General features: G+C 42.4%; 19 protein-coding genes and 1 CRISPR repeat array. Of the genes, 13 read left to right on the forward strand and 6 right to left on the reverse strand.

Annotated features, from left to right (window positions below):
- Positions 1-45 precede the first annotated feature (45 nt).
- From H6G92_RS06745 to H6G92_RS06775, 7 genes are all read left to right on the forward strand, one after another.
- Entirely contained in the window at positions 46-2,901 is a 2,856-nt protein-coding gene (locus H6G92_RS06745) for a CHAT domain-containing protein (protein WP_190892097.1), read from the forward strand.
- Between the two features lie 128 nt (positions 2,902-3,029).
- Positions 3,030-3,209, forward strand: coding sequence for a chlorophyll a/b-binding protein (locus H6G92_RS06750; protein ID WP_190892099.1), 180 nt, complete (start codon positions 3,030-3,032; stop codon positions 3,207-3,209).
- A 173-nt stretch (positions 3,210-3,382) separates the two neighbouring features.
- A complete protein-coding gene (locus H6G92_RS06755) occupies positions 3,383-3,706 on the forward strand; it encodes a hypothetical protein (protein ID WP_190892101.1) in 324 nt (107 codons plus the stop codon).
- A gap of 359 nt (positions 3,707-4,065) precedes the next feature.
- Positions 4,066-6,082: direct repeats of the CRISPR family, unit length 37 nt; unit sequence ATTGCAATTACCTAAAATCCCTATTAGGGATTGAAAC.
- Positions 6,083-6,241: 159 nt separating this feature from the next.
- Positions 6,242-6,892: a GTP cyclohydrolase I FolE gene (folE, locus tag H6G92_RS06760; protein ID WP_190892103.1), complete on the forward strand. Its 651-nt coding sequence runs from the start codon at positions 6,242-6,244 to the stop codon at positions 6,890-6,892.
- Between the two features lie 259 nt (positions 6,893-7,151).
- Positions 7,152-7,643: a DUF4174 domain-containing protein gene (locus H6G92_RS06765; RefSeq protein WP_190892105.1), complete on the forward strand. Its 492-nt coding sequence runs from the start codon at positions 7,152-7,154 to the stop codon at positions 7,641-7,643.
- Between the two features lie 96 nt (positions 7,644-7,739).
- Positions 7,740-8,411 (forward strand): glutathione S-transferase family protein, encoded by a 672-nt coding sequence (locus tag H6G92_RS06770; protein WP_190892107.1) that lies wholly within the window; start codon positions 7,740-7,742, stop codon positions 8,409-8,411.
- Positions 8,412-8,560: 149 nt separating this feature from the next.
- Complete coding sequence (locus H6G92_RS06775; protein WP_190892109.1) at positions 8,561-8,917, forward strand: hypothetical protein; 357 nt, start codon at positions 8,561-8,563, stop codon at positions 8,915-8,917.
- A gap of 97 nt (positions 8,918-9,014) precedes the next feature.
- Here H6G92_RS06775 and H6G92_RS06780 read toward each other — a convergent pair whose 3' ends face one another.
- The 3 genes from H6G92_RS06780 to H6G92_RS06790 form a co-directional block, all read right to left on the reverse strand.
- A complete protein-coding gene (locus tag H6G92_RS06780) occupies positions 9,015-9,362 on the reverse strand; it encodes a cupin domain-containing protein (protein WP_190892111.1) in 348 nt (115 codons plus the stop codon).
- On the reverse strand, positions 9,359-12,274 hold the full coding sequence (locus tag H6G92_RS06785) for a glycerol-3-phosphate acyltransferase (protein ID WP_190892113.1): 2,916 nt from the start codon (positions 12,272-12,274) through the stop codon (positions 9,359-9,361). Before H6G92_RS06785 ends, H6G92_RS06780 begins: the two co-directional genes overlap by 4 nt.
- 175 nt (positions 12,275-12,449) lie before the next feature.
- Positions 12,450-12,590: a hypothetical protein gene (locus H6G92_RS06790; protein WP_041565237.1), complete on the reverse strand. Its 141-nt coding sequence runs from the start codon at positions 12,588-12,590 to the stop codon at positions 12,450-12,452.
- Positions 12,591-12,947: 357 nt separating this feature from the next.
- Here H6G92_RS06790 and gatA point away from each other — a divergent pair, with 357 nt between their 5' ends.
- A complete protein-coding gene (gatA, locus tag H6G92_RS06795; RefSeq protein WP_190892115.1) occupies positions 12,948-14,408 on the forward strand; it encodes an Asp-tRNA(Asn)/Glu-tRNA(Gln) amidotransferase subunit GatA in 1,461 nt (486 codons plus the stop codon).
- Positions 14,409-14,510: 102 nt separating this feature from the next.
- Here gatA and H6G92_RS06800 read toward each other — a convergent pair whose 3' ends face one another.
- Positions 14,511-14,972: a helix-turn-helix domain-containing protein gene (locus tag H6G92_RS06800; RefSeq protein ID WP_190892117.1), complete on the reverse strand. Its 462-nt coding sequence runs from the start codon at positions 14,970-14,972 to the stop codon at positions 14,511-14,513.
- A gap of 585 nt (positions 14,973-15,557) precedes the next feature.
- Here H6G92_RS06800 and H6G92_RS06805 point away from each other — a divergent pair.
- Positions 15,558-16,439, forward strand: coding sequence for a universal stress protein (locus H6G92_RS06805; RefSeq protein ID WP_190892119.1), 882 nt, complete (start codon positions 15,558-15,560; stop codon positions 16,437-16,439).
- 354 nt (positions 16,440-16,793) lie between these two features.
- On the forward strand, positions 16,794-17,420 hold the full coding sequence (locus H6G92_RS06810) for a PadR family transcriptional regulator (RefSeq protein ID WP_190892122.1): 627 nt from the start codon (positions 16,794-16,796) through the stop codon (positions 17,418-17,420).
- Positions 17,421-17,472: 52 nt separating this feature from the next.
- On the opposite strand, the gene H6G92_RS06815 is transcribed toward H6G92_RS06810, so the two are convergent.
- Positions 17,473-18,159, reverse strand: a complete 687-nt coding sequence (locus tag H6G92_RS06815; RefSeq protein ID WP_190892124.1) for an HAD family hydrolase — start codon at positions 18,157-18,159, stop codon at positions 17,473-17,475.
- 204 nt (positions 18,160-18,363) lie between these two features.
- Here H6G92_RS06815 and H6G92_RS06820 point away from each other — a divergent pair, with 204 nt between their 5' ends.
- Positions 18,364-19,137: a glucosamine-6-phosphate deaminase gene (locus H6G92_RS06820; RefSeq protein WP_190892126.1), complete on the forward strand. Its 774-nt coding sequence runs from the start codon at positions 18,364-18,366 to the stop codon at positions 19,135-19,137.
- A gap of 1,308 nt (positions 19,138-20,445) precedes the next feature.
- On the opposite strand, the gene cobJ is transcribed toward H6G92_RS06820, so the two are convergent.
- Entirely contained in the window at positions 20,446-22,167 is a 1,722-nt protein-coding gene (cobJ, locus tag H6G92_RS06825) for a precorrin-3B C(17)-methyltransferase (protein ID WP_190892128.1), read from the reverse strand.
- Between the two features lie 176 nt (positions 22,168-22,343).
- Here cobJ and H6G92_RS06830 point away from each other — a divergent pair, with 176 nt between their 5' ends.
- Both H6G92_RS06830 and H6G92_RS06835 read left to right on the forward strand, forming a co-directional pair.
- On the forward strand, positions 22,344-22,592 hold the full coding sequence (locus H6G92_RS06830; RefSeq protein WP_190892129.1) for a helix-turn-helix domain-containing protein: 249 nt from the start codon (positions 22,344-22,346) through the stop codon (positions 22,590-22,592).
- Positions 22,593-22,636: 44 nt separating this feature from the next.
- On the forward strand, positions 22,637-23,263 hold the full coding sequence (locus H6G92_RS06835; RefSeq protein ID WP_390625441.1) for a BglII/BstYI family type II restriction endonuclease: 627 nt from the start codon (positions 22,637-22,639) through the stop codon (positions 23,261-23,263).
- Positions 23,264-23,266: the final 3 nt, after the last annotated feature.

The following is a 23,266-nucleotide window of genomic DNA, read 5'->3' on the forward strand; positions in this document are numbered from 1 at the left end:
TTTGGGAATTCTAAATCTAATAACCTACAGAAACCGCAGATATATATGACTAAATTTAAGATATGTGACTCAAGACAATGGCAATTTCTGCTTTTTGTAACAGGTCGCACTGTTGTTATTTTTACCAGCATTTTGCTATTTTCAGAATCAAATGTGGCAAATGCTAGGCAGTATCCGGTAAACATTGCACAGAGAATGCAGACAGATTCGCCAGATGCAACTCTTGCTGCGGCTGAACTTGCATATCAGCAGGGGAAGGAGCTATATGAGCAAGGAACAGCAGAATCTTTGCTACAGGCGATCGCAAAATTTGAGATCGCACTCCCATTTTATCGGAAGGCAGGCGAACGCTCATCAGAAGCTTTCACCGTCGCTCATCTTGGCAAAATCCACTCAGATTTAGGGCAACAGCAAAAAGCACTTTCTTATTTGAATCAAGCCCTATCAATCAGGCAACAGTTGGGAGATCAAAAAGGGGAAACTATTACCCTGAACAACATTGGCAACGTCTACTTAAATTCAGGAGAACTGCAAAAAGGACTCTCTTATTTTCACCAAGCCCTGTTACTCAAGCAACAAATGGGAGACAAAGCAGGGGAAGCTCTTACCCTGAACAACATTGGCATAGTCTATTTAGAGTCAACTCAATACCAAAAAGCCCTGGATTATTTCAACCAAGCCCTACCTTTAAGGCGACAGGTGGAAGACAAAGCAGGAGAAGCTCGTACTCTGAACAACATTGGTAGAATCTACTTAGATTTAGGAGAACCGCAAAAGGCGCTGGATTATTACAACCAAGCTCTGCTTCCACTGCAAAAACTGGGAGACAAAGGAGGCGAAGCTATTGCTCTAAACAACATTGGCACAGTCTACTTAGATTTAAGAGAACGGCAAAAGGCGCTGGATTATTTCAATCTAGCTCTGCCTCTATACCGACAAGTGGGAAACAAAGCAGGAGAAGCTTATAATCTGAACAACATCGGTACAGTCTACTTAAATTCGGGAGAAAAACAAAAGGGGCTGGATTATTTCAACCAAGCGCTACCCCTATATCGACAGGTAGAAAATAAAGTAGGGTTAGCAACTACCCTGAATAACGTCGGTACAGTCTACTTAGATATGGGAGAACAGCAAAAGGGGCTGGATTATTTCAACCAAGCGCTACCTCTATATCGACAGGTGGGAAACAGAACAGGGGAAGCTCAGACTCTTTATAACGTCGCCTCTGTACAACGCAATCAAGGAAATCTGAAAGCAGCCCTGACTCAGATTAAAACAGTTATCAACATTGTTGAAGATTTACGTACCAAAATTAACTCTCAGGAACTCCGCACCTCTTATTTTGCCACAGTGCAGAATTATTATGAATTTTACATCGACCTGCTGATGCAGTTACACAAACAGCAACCATCCCAAGGATATGATGCTCTGGCACTGCAAACCAGCGAACGCGCCCGCGCCCGGAGTCTTTTGGAACTGCTGACAGAAGCTAAGACCGATATTCGCCAAGGCGTAGAGCCAAAATTACTCTCTCAAGAACGCAACTTGCAACAAAAACTTGATACTTTAGAAAAACGCCGGATACAGCTATTAGGTGGCAACCATACCTCAGCACAGGTGCAAGTTTTAGAAAAAGAAAATGAGGCGCTTTTAGAACAATATCAGCAAATCCAGGCGCAGATCCGCGCCACCAGCCCACGTTATGCAGCACTCACTCAACCCCAGCCTCTCTCACTCACGCAGATTCAGCAGCAGGTGCTTGATGACAACACTCTGCTTTTAGAATATTCTCTGGGGGAAAAGCGCAGTTATCTTTGGGCAGTTACCAATAAGAGTATTACCAGTTACGAACTACCCAAGCGTGCAGACATTGAAGCTACCGTCCAAAAATTCCGTCAAGAAATCACTACCCCATATCTCAGAAATAGCCCATCTATAGATGTTCTCTCTCAACAATTACTTGCACCAGTCGCCCAGCAACTAGAAAAGAAACGCTTAGTGGTTGTCAGCGATGGCGCTTTGCAGTATGTCCCATTTTCCGCCCTGACTAGACCTAATTCAAAAGGAAGTAGCAGCTATGAACCATTACTGCTCAACCACGAAATCATTACTTTACCCTCAGCCTCTACAGTAGCTATCCTTCGACATGAACACAAAGAACGTAAATCTGCTGCCAAAACATTAGTTGTCTTGGCAGATCCGATTTTTAGCAGTGATGATGAGCGTCTCCAAGGTAAAGTACAAGTGTCTCGCCCACCTGTAGCAGAAAATAATTTAGCCAGCCTCGCTTTAACCAGAACTGCCACAGACTCAGATATTAGCTTTGATCGTCTGCGTTTTACACGGCAAGAAGCCGAGCAAATTCTTGCTCTTGTACCAGCTAACGAAGGCAAGCAAGCTTTTGACTTTACTGCTAGTCGTACCACTGCAACTAGCAACGAGTTGAGTCAATATCGCATTATCCATTTCGCTACTCATGGCATTCTCAACAGCAAGCATCCAGAATTATCAGGAGTAGTGTTATCGCTATTTGACGACAAGGGAATGCCACAAAATGGCTTTTTACGCTTGCACGATGTTTTCAACCTCAACCTGCAAGCAGAACTGGTAGTACTCAGCGCCTGTAAAACCGGATTGGGAGAGGAAGTTAAGGGAGAAGGATTAGTAGGGTTAACCAGGGGGTTTATGTATGCAGGCAGTCCGCGAGTCGTGGTCAGCCTGTGGAGTGTAGATGATCAGGCAACATCCGAACTCATGAAGGTATTTTACAAAAAGATGCTGCAAGAAGGATTAAAGCCAGCAGCAGCATTGCGGATAGCCCAAATAGAAATATGGCGCACTCAAAAATATGCCGCACCTTATTATTGGGCAGCTTTTACTCTACAAGGCGAATGGAAATAAAGGAATGTTGAGTGAATTTTTCTTCAGCTTTTCTTTATTCACTCAATGTTGAATTTTTTTAAACATCTGTTACATTACTTTACAGACAGTTACAACTGCTACAACACTTTAACTTTGGAGTTTTACTCATGTCAGGTTTTAAGAATCCTGCGCCTATTGTTTCAGAAGATCCTAATGCTGTGCGTTTTGGCTTCACTCCTCAGAGTGAAAATTGGAACGGTCGTCTTGCAATGATTGGTTTTCTATCTGCGATTTTGATTGAAGCTTTTTCTGGTCAAGGCTTACTCCATTTCTGGGGCATCCTCTAAATTAATGAGGTAGGGGCGCACACCCGTGCCCCCTAATAACTGTCATTCCACGCAAGTTATTCGTTTCTAACCTATGGCAGTTGTCGGAATTGGTGCAAAATATCAGATTTTTCCGGTTGAGCCAAAATATAAGTGAATAATTACTTTACATTGAATATGTATAGATAAAACTCATGGAAATACCTCAACGCGTATCAGTCCGCTACAAAGACGCGTCCTTCAACACTAATGAAATCCGCTTGAGAACTTTTCGGCTTGGGTTACAAATATGGGAAGAACAAACCAAACCTAGAAAAACAGAGCTTTATCAGTTTATATCGTCTTGCTTGAAACAAGTTGACCGCCAAGATCGTTTTATGTTTTCTCTGCTGTTCATAGAATTAACAGACCTCATACGCAATTCTTCGCTGGAAAGGGGAACGAAAGAAGTTCTGATTAAAACAGCTTTTAGGGAGTTTGCTTGTGCAATAACAGACTTTGAAGACGTTACCAAATAAAGTTGGTTATGGCGGTGCTGATATTGCTTAGGCGTAACCCAACCCAGGCATCGCCCTGAAGTCAGCTAACCTAATCGAGTAGGATATCTATTAAGTAAGCAGCTTTCCAATCAGATTAGTTTTTTCGCTGAATGCGCGGATTGGTAGGTGTTGGGGAAGGGGTGACTAAAAAAATGGCTGAATTACCTTATATACAAGAACTTGAGAGCGTTAGCATTTCTAAACCATTCGCGCACCTTATGGGGACTTGTTTTCAGCCATTTGCCTCTAGCCAACTCACAACTCCTCATGTTATGATTTCTGCATTCGCGCAACCGAACCTTGAAAACCAAATAAAGCAAGACTTTCAGAAGCCAGCTATTGCAATTACCTAAAATCCCTATTAGGGATTGAAACCTCGCGCGGCTTGTTGCTGTGCTTGTTCCCTGAAATTGCAATTACCTAAAATCCCTATTAGGGATTGAAACATAAGTCGGTAACAAGCTACTCTGCAAAGAAAGATTGCAATTACCTAAAATCCCTATTAGGGATTGAAACAAAAGCGGCTAACTTTTTAACTTCTACATAATTCATTGCAATTACCTAAAATCCCTATTAGGGATTGAAACCATTAATTTTAGTATTAACAACGAAGATATTAAATATTGCAATTACCTAAAATCCCTATTAGGGATTGAAACAAATGTGCGTACTTTACCCCCACGGATTACCTTAGATTGCAATTACCTAAAATCCCTATTAGGGATTGAAACAACTAAACCCCGGTGTAAACTATCCAGCGCATATTGATTGCAATTACCTAAAATCCCTATTAGGGATTGAAACTACCCAAAGAGTCAACTAAGGTTAGAATAGTAGATAATTGCAATTACCTAAAATCCCTATTAGGGATTGAAACATAGTGATCGCTTGGATAACTTACACTCTGAGTTTATTGCAATTACCTAAAATCCCTATTAGGGATTGAAACAATGCTAATCCTTGGGCGTACCGTGGTAGGTGCTTCTGAATTGCAATTACCTAAAATCCCTATTAGGGATTGAAACTAATCGGATCATTTGCCCGGCAGCCCCCTGATAACATTGCAATTACCTAAAATCCCTATTAGGGATTGAAACTACCAACTTCAAAGGGCACAACATAAAGGATATTATTGCAATTACCTAAAATCCCTATTAGGGATTGAAACGGTGAAGCGATTAAGAATACTTTGATGTATCCCAATTGCAATTACCTAAAATCCCTATTAGGGATTGAAACCACCATTAGGGTCAACCTCAGTACGGAACACATAAAATTGCAATTACCTAAAATCCCTATTAGGGATTGAAACTTTCTGCACAGTCTAGAGAACAAACACAGCATTCTGAAATTGCAATTACCTAAAATCCCTATTAGGGATTGAAACTTACACTGGTGAAGCCTGTAACTACTTATTTTATCATTGCAATTACCTAAAATCCCTATTAGGGATTGAAACAAAGCCGCGATCGCTGCTGAAAACGCCCTGAGAAAAATTGCAATTACCTAAAATCCCTATTAGGGATTGAAACTAGTGATTCACGAGGTGGCAACCACCTTGAGACTGATTGCAATTACCTAAAATCCCTATTAGGGATTGAAACATCCAAAGGGCGGTGCTTAAGTTCGCAGTAGAACGATTGCAATTACCTAAAATCCCTATTAGGGATTGAAACTATCTTAGTAATGACAAAGTGAGATACGTTCTAGAATTGCAATTACCTAAAATCCCTATTAGGGATTGAAACATTTTAGAATCTTTGGAATTTACTCCAGTACCCGTAAATTGCAATTACCTAAAATCCCTATTAGGGATTGAAACAATGCAGAGAGATTGCCACAAGCGACAGCCAGAAGCATTAGACCAATTGCAATTACCTAAAATCCCTATTAGGGATTGAAACAATGCAGAGAGAAGGGGCTAGTTTAGAAGAAATAATCATTGCAATTACCTAAAATCCCTATTAGGGATTGAAACAGGATTGCAGCACTAAGTGTGGTGAGTGGTGGTGACATTACTTGTATTGCAATTACCTAAAATCCCTATTAGGGATTGAAACAGGATTGCAGCTTATCTGGCACTAGTTCATTAGGATGCGGCGAATTGCAATTACCTAAAATCCCTATTAGGGATTGAAACAGTTTGGCTCAAAGCAATAATGCAGCGCTTGGGCTTGATTGCAATTACCTAAAATCCCTATTAGGGATTGAAACCTCCATTAGCTTGTCCGTTAGATGATGATTTAAGATTGCAATTACCTAAAATCCCTATTAGGGATTGAAACGTAGCAGGCTCAGTGCTATCGAGAGTACAACTTATTGCAATTACCTAAAATCCCTATTAGGGATTGAAACCCGGTGTAATGTCTGGCACATCCTTCTTAAGCTGACAAAATGTTTGGTATGATTAAGAAGTGTAAAGTTATGTTACACTCAGTTACGAGTCAGGAGTCGAGCGCAACCGACATCTGAACAACAGGCCAATTTATCAAACATTCCCATAGAACTCAGAAAATGACTCTATCGATTCGTCCCGATCTAACTTCTGCCGATCAGGTACTGTCATCTTTAGCGACTGGGCAACAGCAAACTGTAACAGAAGCTCAAATGATGCAGGCTGTGCGTACTTTGCTGATTGGATTAGGAGAAGATCCAGACCGCGAAGGACTAAAAGATACTCCGAAAAGGGTGATGAAAGCCTTACAGTTTCTCACAAAAGGGTATCATGAATCATTGGATGAACTGCTAAACGGAGCAGTATTTACAGAAAATGCCAATGAAATGGTATTAGTACGGGACATCGATATTTTCAGTTCCTGCGAACATCATATTCTGCCAATTATTGGTCGTGCTCATGTTGCTTACATTCCTAATGGCAAAGTAATAGGATTATCTAAGATTGCCCGTATTTGCGAAATGTATGCACGACGTTTACAAGTTCAAGAACGTCTGACTGTACAAATTGCTGATGCTTTACAAGGATTACTCAAACCCCAAGGGGTTGCAGTGGTAATAGAAGCAACCCACATGTGTATGGTGATGCGCGGTGTGCAGAAACCCGGTTCTTGGACTGTTACTAGTGCAATGCGCGGTGTTTTTGCAGAAGATGTGCGGACTCGTGAGGAATTTATGAATTTGATCCGGCACAATTCTAATTTTCACTAAATAGCCTTGGTTGATATAAACCTAAAGATTTGACTATCACCAATTTTTAAACTGGCGTTTGCCCCTCAAAATCCAAACAGTTTTGAGGGGCAAACTTTGGGCTTTTCAGGCTAGATTTTGATAAACCGTCAGCCTGCTATAGTTTGAGTAATTCTCACCTACCTACTTACCTAATACGAAGATAAACCATCAACAGATAGAGGAAAAGCGGAGAAAATAATGATAGCTTGAGAGCAGATAAAACAGATAAAAAGCCATTGTGAATAATTCAGCATTAATTGCCCTTTCCCTATTAGCGTTTATAGTCCTGTCGCCAGTTAGAAAAGCTGATATTGTCCAAGGTTCAACCAATCATGCTATCAAAATGTCTTCATTTAACCTCAGTTCCCAAAAATGGAAAAATCGCGTGCTACTAGTATTTTCACCGTCTGTTGATAACCATACCTATCAGCAGCAAATGCAACTATTACAAGAGCATAACAGTGGTTTTGCAGATCGGGATTTAGTTCTCGTTCAGGTTTTGGCAACAGATGAAAGTTATGCCAACAGACAGCCCATAGATGCGTCTTCTGCTGCCAAGTTGCGCGAGTACTTTGGGGTTGACAAAGAAAATTTCCGTGTGATTTTGGTGGGCAAAGATAGTGGTGTTAAGCGCAGTGATACTACACCAGTAAAGGCTACAGCAATTTTTGAGCAAATTGACGCTATGCCCATGCGTCAGCAAGAAATGCAAGAGCGAGGCAGAAAGTAATTAGAATTGCTGTAGTTAAGACTCTCTAATGTTTTCTTTAGTTGAATGACTAGCTTTGAAAAAGATTTGTCAAGTTTTTTATAGCAGAATAATCTGATGATCACTGTCCATCACTTGAACAACTCCCGTTCCCAGCGTGTGCTTTGGCTGCTGGAGGAACTCGGCATAGAGTACGAAGTCAAGCGCTACGATCGCAACCCGAAAACCATGTTAGCACCGGCATCGCTGCGCGAGGTACATCCACTCGGTAAGTCGCCAGTGATTACCGACGGTGCCCTGACCCTGGCCGAATCCGGTGCCATCATTGAGTATCTGGTCGAACGCTACGGTAACGGGCGGCTGATTCCTCCTCCAGGTACGCCGGAGCGACTGCGCTACACCTATTGGCTACATTACGCGGAAGGCTCGGCTATGCCTCCACTGCTGCTGAAACTCATCTTCGACCAAATCGAAAAGGGGCCAATACCGTTTTTCGTGCGGCCAATCGCTCGGGTCATCGTCAGCCGCGTCAAGAACTCGTTTATTGAACCTCAGATCACGCAGCACCTAGATTACCAAGAGGCGGAACTGGAGAAAAGCACATGGTTCACTGGCAATGAATTCACCGCAGCTGATATCCAGATGAGCTTCCCCCTGGAGGCAGCAGCCGCGCAAGCAGGACTGGATGCGAAGCGTCCGAAGCTCATGGCTTTCCTAGATCGCATTCACACGCGTCCGGCCTACCAGCGTGCGCTGGAGCGTGGTGGTGCTTACGAACTGAGCTTCTGAGTTCAGTGACCTGTAGCTATGGCATTGGCCAACAAGTAAGAGAGAAACCACCAGATGGTACAACTCGTTATATTCCTGTTAGGCTTTACTTGCACTGTAAGATTTAATCGGATAACCTGAGCGATCGAGATTGTTTTCTAAGAAAATCAATGAACAAATTCATACTGAGTTTGCTTTCTTCTCCTGTGCTGATTAGCTCTATTCTCTCTATGGGAGTAATGCTCAATCAAGCACAAGCTATGGAGCCAGAACTAAAAACCAACACCACAGACCGTCTATCTTGTATACGCAATAAACATAAAGTGGGTTTAGTTTGTGCAAGGGCTTCGGTATTAGCTCAAATTCCTAACTATCAGCGTGAAATAGAGTTTTCTCAGGAAAATTCTCCTATGCTGGAGTTCAATGTCGAGGAAAGCGATGTGGCAGTCACCTTATTTAATTGCGATTGTCCTGCTTGTATAAATTCTTTACGTCAGATGCGCGGCGTGACACCTTTGGTATATTAGGATTTTACAAATTTTTCTTTGTTTATAAGCAACATCCGCAAACTTTTGTGAGGGCATAACGATGTTGTGCCCTCACTGTATCTTGTATTCAAAATAATTACGCTGATTTTTCCACTCGCAAACCAAAGTAGGTCAAAACAAGCTCAGTGGAGCCACTATTGACAACTTCATGTACTTCTCCTGGTTCTATCGCTACGCAGTTCCCTGGCAGCAAAGGGTATTCTGTACCATCAATGTGAATTACTCCTGAACCAGCTTCCACAAAGAATACTTCGCACATATCTTGATGTGCGTGTGCTGGTGCGGTTTGTCCAGGAGCAAAACGTGCTTGAGAAAAGTTAGTCAGGTGAGGCAAATCGCCGAAGCGTAGCATCACCTTTTTCTTGATTTCGGCATTGTGAGAAACAGATTCTTCTGGCAAGTTTTTCAGAGAAGTGGTAATCATTCGGGTCTTAAATCGTTAGATAATTCCACAATACCCCTAGAGCCATCAATCCTTACCCGTTGACCATCTTGCAGTATCCATGTAGCGCCACGAACATCCATCACAGCGGGAATTCCATACTCACGAGCAACGATCGCACCGTGAGAAAGCCTGCCTCCAGCTTCGGCAATTAATCCTCCAGCCCTCAATAACAAAGGTGCCCAGCCGGAATCTGTGTAAGGTACTACCAGAATTGTATCTCGATCAATCTCTGGGATGTCTTGTAAATTTCGCAACACCTTCACCCTGCCTTCAGCTTGTCCGTGACTGGCTCCAATCCCTTGTAAGATTTGATCAGAGTAGAGTGCAGAGGGAGCTAAGGGGTGAGGAGGTGTATTGCCGTAGACTAAAAGGGGTATTTGAATGATCTCACTATCTTGGACGAATTGCGATCGCCTCGATTCCACTAACTCATCTAACTCCTCAATTAACCTAGAATCGTCACCCGCAACTAAACGTCGCACTTCATCAAACTCTAGAAAAAAGATATCTCCTGTTTTCTTGAGTAAGCCGGACTTTAACCAAATTTTCTCTAAAGCTACAAAACTCCAACGCAATTCAGCCAAAAGCCGTGAATAAACTTCGGTAACTCGTCCTTTGATATCCACACGCCGTTGCACAAAAGAGCGTTTGCGCTTACCAGCAAAGATGCTATTAATCGCGTCTTTAGCGCCTGATTGTGGTTCGTTACCCTGCATTAACTGCACAAACATCTGCTTAATCATCTGGGGATTTTCCCGCCAAGTAGGAACGGAAATATCAGTTCCCACTTCGCTTAAATAGCCGTAATCCTGAAGCAATTCGTCAAATTCTTGCAGGATCTTCTCTCCCTCTGGAGTTTGCTTTAATTGCTCAAATACTTGCTGCGGCTCAAACTCAAGCAATACTTGCTTGGCATCTGTGGCTATTGCACTCAGCGATCGCAATGCGGCTACCTCTGGAGTCACGCTATTATCAATTTGCCCATCTTTCACCCGAAAAATCGCCTGCCGCAGGGCAGCGCTTAAGGGAGCTAAAATGCTGTAATATGTCCCATGGCGTAGCAAATCCAGAATCAAGTCAATTCTTGACAACAGCTTGGCTGGTTCCAAATTATCTATATCTGACTGCGCCAACTCCGACAAACCAGGAATAAACCGTTTGTGATAATCTTCCTTGAAGTCTTTTTCTAAACTTAATTCCCGCTTCAGCAACTTCCCTAGTCCTGGCAAATTCTCCCAGGTTGACTGCAAGGATGGTTTACTTAATTTAGCTCCTCTAGTTAAAAATTCCAGACTTTCCGGCGGCAATCCCATGCGGATAAAGATGTTCCCTAAGAGGGATGCATTAAAGTAGGCTCTAGAATAATGCAGAGTTGCTGTTTCGGCAAAATCTAACCCCAAGGCGCGATCGCCTAAAACTAGAGTAAAAAATTCTCCCCAAACTCCACAAGTTAAAGGACGATTAATCGACCATGTTAAGGGGTGAATTACTCCGGGGATCACTTCCGCGGCAATTTTGCGTGTCCAGATTGGTAATAGAGTGGTAATTGGTCGAGATTGTAACACCCACAGCGTTTGACCGTCATAACTCCATTCGATATCTTGGGGAGTGCCATGATAACGTTTTTCGAGTCGGTAGGCTAAGTATGCAACTTGTTTAATTAATGCTTGTGGGACTCGTCCTTGACCCTCTAATTGCACAGAGGAAGAATTTTCTCCTTCAATGACAAAAGCGCGATATTGTTCTGGTGTAACTTTTCCCGAAACGACTTGCGTCGGGCTGCCTGGAAGGGCTTCAATGATGATCGCATCACCTTGCTGGGTAATGGGATCGCGGCTGAAAGCTACGCCAGAATATACACTTTGCACTTGTTGTTGAATCAACACAGCCATTGCAGTATCGTTTAAGCCGCGATCGCGCCGATATTGCACAGCAGATGGATGATTGTAGGAAGCTTGAACTTGAGCGATCGCTGACTGCAATGCCTCTGGGCTGGTAACATTTAAAACTGTTTCATACTGCCCAGCAGCAGAAGAGTGTTCAGAGTCTTCTCCAATGGCAGAAGAACGTACCACCAAGGGAGATAATTTTGATGGCTGGAGAAATTCTGTCAACACTTGGGGATCGTCGATTGGCGCAAGTACCCACCCTTTCGGGACTGGATAGCCCCAGCGCTTAATTTGAGATAACGTAGCTGCCTTTTCTCCGACAATGGCAGCATCCAACTCTTCATCTAAAGAAACCATCGTGCGTTGGCGTAGCCCGTCGTAGACATCGCCGCGTAAAAATTCCAACATCGTTTGCGATTCTGTTTGTGCCTCTTGGGCTGGCAGATTCATATCATCAGGAATTTTAGTATAAATCCAGCCCATTAAACCAGCTAAGGCCACAGCAGCAAGCATTCTGGGGTAATCGCTAATATGCAGAACTATCACAAACAGAGGAAAGAGAAGCAAAACCCCAAATTTGACTAGCTGTCTCGATTGCAGAATTGTAAAGCTAATACCTGCAAAGAAGGATACAAATATTGCTACAAGTGGATCATGTACGACAAATCCCCAGACGACATTTGTCGTACCTGCCCCTCTGCCTATCCAGTATCTACCAATTACCAGAGCGATGAGAGCGATCAATTCCCAGAACGATCCCTCTGGGAAGAAAACGCGGGTGAGTAAGACTGCTGCAACTCCTTTCAAAGCTTCTGACAAGACTGCCAGAATTCCTACAAACTTACCGCCGTGATAAAAGGCAGCCGATACACTAATATTTCCTGTACCAACTTGTGATAACTGCTTCCGCTTGAGGGCGTAAGTTATCCATGCAATCAGGGGTAATCCGCCCAAAAGGGGGCAGATAATTAAAATAACTAAGACACCCCAAGGTTCAAACATTCTGGATTTTGGATTTTAGATTTAAATTTTCCATCTAAAACCTCAAATCTAAAATCTAAAGTTTTTCTGAAATTTTTGATGGTTATTAGGGCGTTTTTATTTACTAGTTACTGAATGGACACTTGGCTACGACGGAAACCGTTTTTGCCAGTGCCCTTCTAGGTTACTAATGGTTTTAGTTTAGCGCATAGGCAGCTTGCAGCGCCCAGATTATGAGAGCAGCGATCGATCCCAGAAGCAACACGGTAGAGATAGTGACTACTTTTGGGGAATCTGCACCCTCAAATTTCATAATTCCGCGATTTAAGTCGGACATAGCTTTGTAATCCTCTTTTGTTGGAGCATGAAACATTTGTCCGTTTTGATTGTAGTCCCTCTATTTACGGATGATGTTAAATTCCTAATATTATTTTGTTTTAGCTTGGCAATTTTTCCATCACCAAAATTGCTTAGTTCTTGGGAGGTATTAGTTGTATTTATACAAATGTGGGAGTGGGGAGCAGGGGGAGATGGGGGGGGACAAGGGGGACAAGGGGGACAAGGGAGAATTATTGAACAAGTTTCTTCCTTGTCTCCCCCCTCTTCCTTGTCTTTTCGCAATTCCCAATCCCCAATTCCCAATCTCATCCAATATGTACTAGAATCAATGACTTGAGTCACAAAGAGAGCAATCATGGCATCCATCCGCGAGTTGCACCAACAGCTGGTTAAGAAAGAACGTTCTGCCGTTGAAATTACCCAAGAAGCTTTAGAGCGCATTCAAGCGTTAGAGCCGAAATTGCACAGCTTTTTATGTGTGACCGCAGAACGGGCATTAGAGCAGGCGGGTGCTGTGGATGCCAAAATTGCCGCCGGAGAAGAAATTGGGCTGCTAGCAGGCATTCCCGTGGGGATTAAGGACAACTTATGTACTAAGGGAATTCCTACCACCTGCGCCTCTCGGATTTTGGAAAATTTCGTGCCGCCTTATGAATCAACAGCGACGCAAAAACTTGCAGATGCTGGTGCGGTAATGGTAGGCAAAACCAACTTGGATGAGTTTGCGATGGGTAGTTCCACAGAAAACTCTGCCTACCAAGTCACGGCTAATCCTTGGGATTTGTCACGAGTTCCAGGTGGTTCTTCGGGGGGTTCTGCGGCGGCGGTGGCGGCTCAAGAATGTGTAGTTGCTCTCGGTTCTGATACTGGCGGTTCGATTCGGCAACCTGCATCTTTTTGCGGTGTGGTGGGAATGAAACCGACTTATGGTTTGGTTTCTCGTTATGGTTTGGTGGCTTACGCTTCGTCTTTGGATCAAATTGGGCCATTTGGAAACACAGTAGAAGATGCTGCAATATTATTAAGTGCGATCGCAGGTCACGATCCCAAAGATTCTACCAGCCTCAAAGTTGCCATTCCCAACTACGCCGCCAGCTTAAAACCAGACTTCAAACCCAGAGGTCAGCTAAGAATTGGCATCATTAAAGAAACTTTTGGTGAAGGTCTGGACTCTGTTGTGGAACAAGCTGTTACCAAAGCAGTAGACCAACTACAAAGTTTGGGAGCAGAAATTCATATAATTTCCTGTCCCCGCTTTCGCTATGGCTTACCCACCTACTACATCATTGCTCCATCAGAAGCGTCAGCAAACCTAGCTCGTTACGATGGCGTTAAATATGGTTACCGTGCCCCTGATGCGGATAATCTGCTATCGATGTACACTCGCACCCGTGCCACTGGTTTTGGTACAGAAGTCAAACGCCGGATTATGATCGGCACTTATGCCCTTTCGGCTGGCTATTATGATGCCTACTACCTGAAAGCACAAAAAGTCCGCACCCTGATTAAGCAAGACTTTGAAAAGGCTTTTGGCGCGGTTGATGTGTTAGTTTGTCCCACATCTCCCACAACAGCATTCAAAGCAGGGGAAAAAACTACTGATCCCTTGAGTATGTATTTAACTGACTTGATGACTATTCCTGTGAATCTTGCTGGTTTACCTAGTTTAAGTTTGCCATGTGGTTTTGATGATCAGGGGCTACCGATAGGATTACAGCTAATTGGCAATGTGCTGCGAGAAGACCAACTGTTTCAGGTAGCTTACGCTTATGAGCAATCTACTACTTGGCATCTGCGTAAACCACAAATATCTTGAAAATGGTCATTGGGAAGAGACAAGGAAGAAACTTATTCAATAATTCTCTTTTGTCACCCTGTTCCCTGCTCCCCTGCTTCTTCCCCACTCCCTGATTACTATTCACTGATTAGTTACCATTGACTGTTGACCATTGACTGCTGGAGTCAGGGATTCAGATGCAATTTGCGGTGGATTAAGTGTATAGAAAAGGCCAGTAGATGCAGCTACTAATAATAGAATGTAGGTGACGACAAGAGGTATGTATGTATTGGATTTGTTGTCTGAACTCTTATGGGCATTATTGGAGTCTTGGCGGACTACATTGCTGCTTATAAGAGCATGTGATAAAGCATTCCCATCCAGTCCTAAAGCATCTCCATAGCGACGGATCAATCCTTGAACAAAAATAGGCTCAGGCAATTCTTCAAATCGTTCTTCTTCTAAAGCTTGCAAAACACCTGCTCGAATCAGTGTTTCAGCAGCTATTTCTTCTATGCGTATGGATTTTTCTTGTCTTACTTGTCGCAAGTGTGTGGTTATTTCCTTTAGCTGCTCTACTTGAGCTTGGTTTAAGAGCGTCACAGTCTTCTCCTGTATGGGCTAATTCTACTATTCATATAGTGAGAAGACTTCAAATCGCATACGTATTTTTACTGAATAATTGATTTTAGAGTAAAATTTTTTGAGAATGCTTGAAATCTAGATACAAAAATGCTAGAGCTACTCATTCTAAGTAATTTCTTTGTTAATATAGACACTTTAATATTCAATAAAAAGTTAGGCATGGGAGTTAATAAGCTGCAATTTTTCATACAAGTATTTTCCCTACTGCTACTCTGGGGTGGAATCATTGCATCATAATGACACAGCAGTAATTGCCGATTTGCAATATTTGCAATGGGTAGAGTCTTTTGTCGAAAAAGTGTGAGCTAGTAGCTATTCCCTTTGGGTGCGGCTATTGTCATAATACGTATCTTCATAAAGAGTAGTATTCAAAGACTTATTGCAGATATTATTGGAAAGAATCATTAGACTTGTCCCTAAATTCTGCAAAAAAAATTATAGATTCATCACCGAAATGAAATATGCTGTAACTATTCAACCAAACTTGATTATAAGTTTTGAGATTAAATTAGAAGATTTCTAAATACCTTTTATTAGTTACATATGTTTCAACGAGTGTTGATTTGCACAGACTTTTCCGACGGTTTGCATCGTCTAAGACATTTTGTTTCTAGTCTTGCACTTACGGGGATGAAGCAAATAGTTTTTCTGCACGCTGTTCCATTATCGGAAAGAGGCATTATTCCACAAGTCGATAGTGAAAAAATAGAACAAGCTCAAACTCGATTCGCAGAAGCTGTTGGCGAAAGCCCCACTGATGTAGAAGTAAAAATAGAAGTTCAATCGGGAAAGGCTGTTGATACCATACTTAAAGTTGCCCAAACCTATCGATCTCAATTAATTATCCTGGGTTCTCAAAGTCGCAGCTTACTCACGGAAAAATTGGTGGGTAGTACGATGGCTAACTTATCTCGTCGAACACCTATTCCCTTACTGGTACTGCGTCCTCAGTTGATGTATGCTTATACTTCTGAGGAATTAATACTCCGTTGTCAGCACCTTTTCCGTTCTTTGCTACTTCCCTACAACGGTACTCAAGAGGCGGATTATTTGGTACAACAAGTAAAGCAATTGGCTCAACAACAATCTGGTAGATATCTACAACAATGCAAGCTTTGCTGGGTTTTAGAAGATACTGGTCGTCGAGAATTACCAAGGAAAATCTTACCACAGCAGGCAGGGCAAACTCTATCTCAGATTAAAGCTGATTTGGAGGGGATAAATTTACAAGTAGAGCTAGAAGTTCGGGAAGGATACTCTGTTACCGAGGTTTTAGAGGCGGCTGCAATGGGTGATATTAGTGCGATCGCAGTGTCTTCAGGAACGATAGGTAAACTCCAAGAATGGTTGGTTTCCAGTTTTACAGCTGAATTATTACGTTTTAGCTGGTATCCCGTACTCTTTTTTCCAAGCCAACGTGGCTAAACCTCTGCCACAGACTTACTAGCTGCTATCATTGTTAACCCATATTAGCTCCCCTTCAGCCACCCCAATAGCCTCGCCAACTGCGGCTCTTTTGAATTCCTGAGTCTTCATCAGCTTCCACTAGCTTTGCGTTGGCGCAGCCCGCCCCGCGCTTCGACCCAACTCTTGGAGAGGCTGCGCCCTAAGCGTAGCTATGCCGCAGGCTTTACGGCATAGGTATGTAACCACCGGAGGCATCGCTTGTAGTTTAGTACAGTTGCTTACTTCAAAAATCTTCATCAGAATTCTATTCCGATATATCGTGATATATTTCGATATATCGTATATTAGAGAAAGTTGATTTGAAATTGATTTATGTTTAGACACTTTCGATCGCGCTTTGGGACACCTGCATGGGCAGGAGTTAGCGAAGATGATTCATTGTTTGTCAAGTCTTGGTTTGGGCATGGCAAGCATCATGGTAGAGATCATGGCAAACACTTAGGTAATGAAATGTTTGGTCGTGGTTGGGGAGATGAATATCGAACTCGTCGGGGTGATATCAAGTTCATCCTGCTGGAATTGTTATCTGAGCATCCTAGTCATGGTTACGACCTGATCAAAGATGCGGAAACTCGCTACGGTGGTTTCCGTCGCCTCAGTCCTGGCTCAGTGTATCCAACACTCCAACTGCTGGAGGAAGGTGGTTATCTTAAGAGCGCCCAGGAAGGTGGCAAGCGGATTTACACGATCACCGATGAAGGTAGACAACTATTGGCAGAACGTGCCCAACAAGAAACTTCAGATACTCCTTGGGATAGCGTCAAAAGTTTCGTGACAGGTAAGCCCCAAGAGTTTATTGAGTTGCGAAATGCTGCAACAGAATTAGCTGCTGTTGTGGTGCAGGTTGCTCGTAGTGGCAATGTGGAGCGAATAAATCGGGTGCGTGAGCTATTAGAGCAAGTTAAACGGGAAATTTACGCAATTTTGGCTCAAAAATAAGTAGAGAGGCAAAAACTTGCATCTCTACTCTCAATATTCTCAGATTTTGCGCTTAGAAGTTAGAAGCGATCGCACTTAAATCTTGTTCAATAAGTGAGTTTAGCAATGTCCACAACTGCAAATCAGTAAAATCTGGAATTGCCATAAATGCGCCGATTTCCTGTAAAACTTGGGGATCGTGGGTTGACGCTATACCAATAGTGCGGATATCTGCGCTTACCGCCGCCCGAATACCAGAGGGAGAGTCTTCTAAAGCGATCGCTTCCTCTGCTGTAATCCCCAACTTATTCAGGGCAGCTTGGTAGGGTGCAGGATCGGGTTTACCTGCAATACAATCATCCGCTACAACAACTGTATGAAAAGCTTCTTTGATTCCCAAAACGTCTAGCATAAATTCTGCATTTAATCTAGGGGCATTAGTTACTAATGCACGTTTTAAATTATGTGTCTCTGTCCATTTTAGTAGTTCAGAAAATCCACTTAGCGGTTTTAGATCCGGGGCGAGTTTGCGGAAAAGTGCCTCTTTTTCGTCTGCAAATTTTTGCCCTTCTACTGTTGATAATTGTGGCAGAATATCCTTAACAATTTCTGGATTTAGCCGCCCACTAATTCGCGATTTATAAAATGTTTCGTCAATTTCTACACTGTAATTTAACAGCATTTCCTGCCAAGCTCGGTAGTGTATGGGGTCAGTGTTAACAATAGTGCCGTCTAGGTCAAAGAGAATTGCAGTTAGCATGATTGTTTGGTAAAATGTAAATAATTGTTAACTTAATTTAAATAGTTTACATCGTTTTTTTATTCTTAGTGATTGTTCCTTGGTTAATACAGGGTAAAAAGTCGCGCTAAATCCTAAAATCTATACTGGATAAGCCATGTAAAGGCAGACAGGTAGAGCTTCTCAACAAAGTGCCATATAATTGATAACCTTCTGTGTAAGCAAATGCTAGCCGCTACAAACTTTTTTCGCGTTGATGATTTACTAGTGCAGATTTACAATTCTGAAGTCGAAATGGCCCAGGATGTTGCCGAAATCGCACAAAAGCATTTACAGCAAGTTCTCAAACAACAAGATACAGCCGCTGTATTGTTAGCAACAGGTAACTCCCAACTTAAATTTCTTGATGCTTTGATTGCATTGGGTGGTGTAGATTGGTCAAGGATTATTCTGTTCCATCTAGATGAATATTTGGGAATTACTGCTGACCATTCTGCGAGTTTCCGGCGCTATATGCGAGAACGTGTAGAGAAACGGGTTGCTCCTAAGGAATTTCACTATATAGAAGGTGATACATTGCAACCAGTAACAGAGTGCGATCGCTACACTAAACTACTGCAAGCACAACCAATTGACTTATGCTGTCTTGGTGTTGGCGAAAATGGACATTTGGCTTTTAATGATCCAGCAGTAGTAAATTTTCAAGATCCTTACAGTGTAAAATTAGTAAAACTGGATACAGTGAACCGTCAGCAACAAGTAAGCACAGGTCACTTTCCGAATCTAGAAACTGTCCCACAGTATGCTTTTACTGTCACTATCCCAACGATTTGTTCAGCCAAAAAAATTCTCTGTCTTGCTCCAGAAAAACGTAAAGCGAATGTGGTAAAAGAGATGTTGCAAGGAGCTATAAGTACAAACTGTCCAGCTTCTATTCTCCGTCAACAACCTCAAGCGACGTTATTGTTGGATGTCAATTCTGCTAGTTTGCTGTCGTGAAGAAAGATTGAGAACTCCAATTCAAGCGATCAAATGGTGAATTACAGCAGTTTGTAACTAAATGAGGTACAAAACCAAGAACTCAAAACAGAAATTATTATTCTTTCTCCTGCCTCAAAATCTGTGATTTTGTACTTCATGCAAACAAAAGCTGCTGTATACAATTATATGCTTCAGGTGTTGCCGACTGTGCTGCCTTAATAGCATAAGAGTCTTGCAATTACCCTAATTTTGAGCAAATTTATACCATCACTTTTCTAATGTTAAATATTTGGACAAAATTGTTGTAATTATGTTTATTATTTCTAGTTTTAAGGAATTAGAAAAATACTAAATTTTTAAATGATTGGTAATTTTGAAATTTTCTATAATTCTTTGTAGCGTGCATCTTGTCTATTTACCCATAATCTAGTAAGACTTAGGTTTGTAGCTATATAATTTAGTTCTATCTAGTTAGGCTAATTAGTTAAATAATTGTAGATATTTAAAAGCATGGCTTAGAGATTGTCTTGTCAAGAGTCTCCGACTGGGAGGGCTGCTGCCTCTTGAGTTGCGGCAGCAGCCCAATGATGAGCATTTCCCTCCTCTGGCTGGGAACAAGGCTTTAAAGGAGTTTTAGTTTAAGTTGCCACCAATGGGTACTGCCGTATTCCTACACCTCACGATATGTTGTACCGCATCTGAATGGGAACCGCTATAAATATAAAAAAGTCCGCTTTCGCGGACTTGACTAAGGGCTTCTGTCACTTTTTTCGGCTACAATCATGTATGAATCATGATGTTTTTATTGTTGTTTATCCGTAAAAAAAAATCAAGTTACCTGAGCTATTTTAATAGACATAATTACTTTAATTATATCTTTTTCCAGGTACTCCAATAATAGCTATTAAATTGTTTCAAAATATTTCTTATTATTCCATGCGACAGAGATTTAGACTAGCACAAATTTACTAACTTATGTAATTATTTTTGGACAGAACACAGATATATATGTCTTTTAAAAAGCAAGAATTTACAAGATTTTTGCATTAAAAAGGTAAAGGTGGTCAGGTATAACAGCCCCAGGAATGAATTCCCAATCCTGGGGTTTTATTATGCGATCGCTTAGAGGATGTTTGAAAAGTCCTCTTATCGGTATCAAATAGTTTTAGATCCCCCTAAATCCCCCTTAAAAAGGGGGACTTTGATTCTGGTTCCCCCCTTTTTAAGGGGGGTTAGGGGGGATCTAAAAGTGCTTAAAGTTACAGCGAAACACTTTTCAAACAACCTCTTAGAAAAGTGGATTTAAAAAAGTGCTTATGCCTGCTTTTATGTATAGCGACGCGGCGTATAAACCCAGATATTACCATCGCGGCGCTTGATGGTTCGGGTTTTTGTGGAACCAACGAGAATAATTGTCCGCATATCAGCGGTTGCTGGTGCTAACTGGTCAAGCGTGATCACTTTCACCACCTGTCCTGGTCTACCAAGATTCCGTGCCAACACTACTGGTGTATCCGGTGTTCTATGTCGCAGCAAAATATTTCTTGCTTCTGCCAGTTGCCAGGTACGCTCTTTGGAAACAGGATTGTAGAAAGCAATTACAAAATCAGCCTCAGCAGCAGCCGCAATTCGTTGTTCGATCGCAGACCAAGGTTTCAAGATGTCAGACAGGGAAATAGCACAGAAGTCATGCCCAAGGGGCGCACCAATGGCTGCTGCTGCTGCCTGCATGGCTGAGATCCCTGGTGCTACATGAATATCGATATTGTCCCATTCGGGCTTGGCATAGCGATCGCATACTTCAAATACTGCTGTTGCCATTGCATAGATACCTGGGTCACCAGATGAAACTACAGCTACATATCGCCCAGATGCTGCTAAATCAAGGGCCATTTTCGCCCGTGCTTCTTCTTCGCGGTTGTCGGACTCATGCCGTTGCTTGCCATCAGCCAGAGAACCGACTAAATCTAAATAAGTTTTGTAACCCACTAGGTCAGTTGCCGACTTGAGTATCTCCTTGACTTCTGGAGACATCCATTGTGATCCACCGGGGCCCGTGCCAATAATCGCTAATCGTCCGCGTGGTTGACCGATGGTGTTGGGGTCAATTGGTTGAGGGGCAATAGCGATCGCAATCTGGGGAGATGAGGAAGATAAGGGGGATGTGCCTGTGGCTGCGATCGCTACTGCTTGGGCGGGGCTATAACCTTGTGATAACAGACTTTCTAGCTGATTTGGGGTAAAAAAGCGGGCAGGCACTCCTAAGGCGCTAGCTACGGCATGGATTGCTGGATCGGCTGCGACGGTGATGGGTGCAAATATCCCGGCGACTGATGCTTTTTCTAGTTTGGCATCAGCTAGTAGCTGCTGTACTAAAGTGACTGCATCATCAATGGGGGTACTAATTGCGATCGCGATCGTTGCTGGGTGGTAGACAAGGCAGTTAGCTGTAGGAGTCACCAAACGTTCCGTAACTTGGATGGTCAAATCTCCCTGTGGATTTATGGGCAGTTTACTATCGCTCAACCAAGGTGCTACTCCTTCTAACTTGACTTGTGCCCCGGCTAGCAAATCTGAGATAAATTTCTTCGCATCGTCTGGGTTTGCTAAATGGTATCCGGGGGGAGGAGATAACAGCGTTGTGCCCAAACGTAAATCGCCTGTGGTCGTAATTGCAGGTTTGACATCAAGCACTTCGGCAATGCGACGGGCTAAATCGTTTACCCCACCAAGTCCGCCCAAGAGGGGGACAACAGCACTACCATCCTCAGCCACAGCTAGCACTGGTGGTTCCTGTTGTTTATCTGAGAGTAGGGGGGCTAGCGTCCTAATTAAAATACCAGCGGCACAAATGCCAATTAGCGGCGTTCCTTGGGCAAATAGCTCGCGCAGCGTCTCGCCAAAGTTAGTAAAGCTGACATCAACTCCAGATGTGCGACCCGTTAGACCGTATAGTGTCGCCCCTGGTAGGATACTAATGATTTTGCGTGCTACTGTGACGCTATTTTGACCTAGTATTACAATGGCGGGTGCAACGTTCATCAACATAAGTAGATATCTTGCAAAGTTTAATATCCTTCAAATAAAAGCACAGATTTAGATATACTTAAAAACCTCTTTTGGGTTTATCCCATATTAGGTTTTAGAATTTAACTGAGTTCAGCAATATGTCATAACTCTCATCGAGATCGAATAAACCATCGCCAGAAAAAAGGCAAGCTAAAGTGCCTAAATCAGTTTTCAGCGAAGAGTACAATCGGTTTCGCCAGCTACTTATCGAAGCCCGAAAAGCTGCCAAGCTCACTCAAGCAGAGTTGTCAGCAAAGCTAGAGCTTCCGCAATCCTATGTATCAAAGTATGAACGTGGAGAGCGTCGTCTTGACGTGATTGAATTTTTACAAGTTGCCCAAGTTCTTGAAATCGATCCGCTTGCTTTTATCAAAGAACTGTTGAAATACCAAAAGGAGACATAATAATCATTATTCAATATGTTGACTTTAACGCAGCAGATACAATAATTAATACCCAATACCAAAACGAATGGCATGAGATTAGTAATACTCTCACTAGAATGCCTTTACACCTCAAGGCTTCAGATCAAGCTGGAATTCAGGGTAATACAATATTTGATCCAGTAGGTACGAACGAATATATTAAAGGTGCTTTTACTCATGATGGTTGGCAATCAAATATTCCTATTCCAGCACCTTATAGATTTTTAGGTACAGATGTTGATTTTGCCAAATCTGGCATCGTCATTGAAATTCAATTTTCTAACTATGCCTACTTACTCAATAACACTTTGCGTTCAGAATTGTTCTTCAAAGCTAAAACTGAATTTGTTCAATACCAGACTAATTTGGTAATTATAGTAACAAAGGCTCTGATGTTTCCTGCTTCTAATAGCACTCTTTATTACGAGCAAGCTGTTAATCAGTTAACAGCTTTGACTAAATACCAAGTTTTTGATGTACCAATCAGACTGGTTGGATTATTTGAACAACAGAATACAATAGTGCCTATCATCTGGACAGAGTATTCATCTAAAAGATATTCTAGAACTGTGAATACTAGAGTTAGTCGCCAATGCCAAATCATTACTGGACGTTCAGCCCGTAGTCGTTGTCTATTTAACTTATTGTAAGAA

This window comes from Nostoc foliaceum FACHB-393 (assembly GCF_014698505.1).
GTDB lineage: Bacteria > Cyanobacteriota > Cyanobacteriia > Cyanobacteriales > Nostocaceae > Nostoc > Nostoc foliaceum_A.